This is a genomic window from Lactobacillus laiwuensis, assembly GCF_019972835.1.
Lineage (GTDB): Bacteria > Bacillota > Bacilli > Lactobacillales > Lactobacillaceae > Lactobacillus > Lactobacillus laiwuensis.
Genome location: NZ_BPPB01000035.1, coordinates 1 through 1,820 on the forward strand (window position 1 = coordinate 1; position 1,820 = coordinate 1,820).

Genomic DNA, 1,820 nt, shown 5'->3' on the forward strand with positions numbered 1-1,820 from the left:
TTTGTGCTTTATAATATGAAATTATCAAGTTTTTCAAAGATTAATAACTAGAAGATAAAATAAAAAATGACTCTTACGAGTCATTTGAAATATTGATTACTTATTTAAAAAATACAGTGAAAATTAATATTATAGTAGGTGAAATTATTGTCAAAATAACTTTGAATACGTTACTTTTAAACGTTATTTTGTAAGACAAAGTGGATAGGGAATAAATTCTGCTATCTTTTGTATTTGTCATATCTAGCTTATTTAAGTCAAATATGACAGTTTTATTAATAAACATAAAAAAGCAATTATATTGTTTATATAAACAACGAAGGTTTATTGGAAAGGAGGAAAAACTCATGTCTGAAAATGTTGAAGTTTCTGCGTTGACTAGAAATGTTGTTATTACTTGGGGCTCATTCTAAGTTAATGTGTTTTAATTAATTATTTCGTAGAAGTTCCGGTAAATGATAAGGGACTTCTTTTTATTTAGGAGAAAAGTGCTATGAAATATAAAAATCCAAGAATCAAATCAATTTATCCATTATATAAATTAGACGATAGTACATTTAGAATAGGTGCGCAACAAGGTTTAACTAGAGAATTTAAAGATACTACGCATCAGTTATGGACGTTGGCAAATTTACTTAATGGTCAGTCTATAGATAAAGTATTGGAAAAAGAAAAGAATGCGTTTCCTGAAGAACATCTGACAGATCAATATATTTTAGATGGTATAGATTTATTGAACAAAGAGAATTTTATAGAGGAAGCTGAGCCAGAAAAGATAGGAACTATTAATGATAGATATGTTCCTAATGTTAAATACTTTAGTTCTTTTGTTAATGCGTCTGGCGATAGATTTAGACCACAAGAAATTATTAGTGATTCGACTATTTTACTTTTAGGATTAGGTGGTGGCGGCTCTAATGTTTTGACATTATTAGCTGGATTAGGACCTAAAAAAATAAAAATTGTTGATTATGACGTTGTTGAAGAAGAAAATTTAGGCAGACAATTTTTATATAAAGAAAGTGACATAGGAAAGAAAAAGACAGAAGTGGCTAAAAAAGCTATTAATGAGATTAATTCTAATATAGATATTGAAGTACATAATTTAAAAATTAAAAAAGCTGATGATATAACACAGTATCTAGATGATGTTGATCTGGTTATAAGCGTAATTGATGAGCCGCAGTTCGTGATTACACGTATAGTAAATGAAGCAATTGTAAAAGCGAATAAGCCATGTGTTTTTGCGGGTACACAAGTTACACATGGAAGAGTCTTTACAATTATTCCTAATGTTACAGGGTGCTTTGATTGTTTGAATATACACTATACTTTAATTGACCCTCAATTTATTGATCAGTTTGTAGGTCTTGGGAAAAGTCATCATAAAGTAAAATCAATTGCCTATGGCCCGGCAGTCTTTCAATTGACAGCAACTGTAGTAGATGAAGCTGTTAGAGTTTTAACTAAATATAAGCAGCCTAGTAGTTTGTCCACACAATTTGAAGTGGATTATGAAAATATATCATCATACAAACATCCAGCATGGCCAAGATATGAAGATAAATGCCCTACATGTGGTAATGGAAAAGAAGCCGATTGGGAAGTATTTAAGTATTTTCCATTATATGCAAAGTGAGATTAAAGCAAATTCGGGAGAAAATTATGGTTTATAAATACTATTCGCACTTTAAGTTTTTTTGTTTAAATATTTTTGGATTAATTTCCAGTATGCAGAATATAGTTACAGCATACATTGTTGGTTCGTTAATTAATTTGGCAACGGCTAAAAATTTTGCAGCTATTCCAGTCTTTTTTGG

Annotated in this window: 1 protein-coding gene; it reads left to right on the plus strand. The window is 29.5% G+C overall.

Annotated elements, in window-relative coordinates:
• Positions 1–493 precede the first annotated feature (493 nt).
• Positions 494–1,639, plus strand: coding sequence for a ThiF family adenylyltransferase (locus tag LDM92_RS09745; protein WP_046325907.1), 1,146 nt, complete (start codon positions 494–496; stop codon positions 1,637–1,639).
• Positions 1,640–1,820 lie beyond the last annotated feature (181 nt).

Bases quoted from the DNA above. Each gene is read 5' to 3' on its own strand.
- LDM92_RS09745 (WP_046325907.1), top strand. From the start codon at position 494: ATGAAATATAAAAATCCAAGAATCAAATCAATTTATCCATTATATAAA.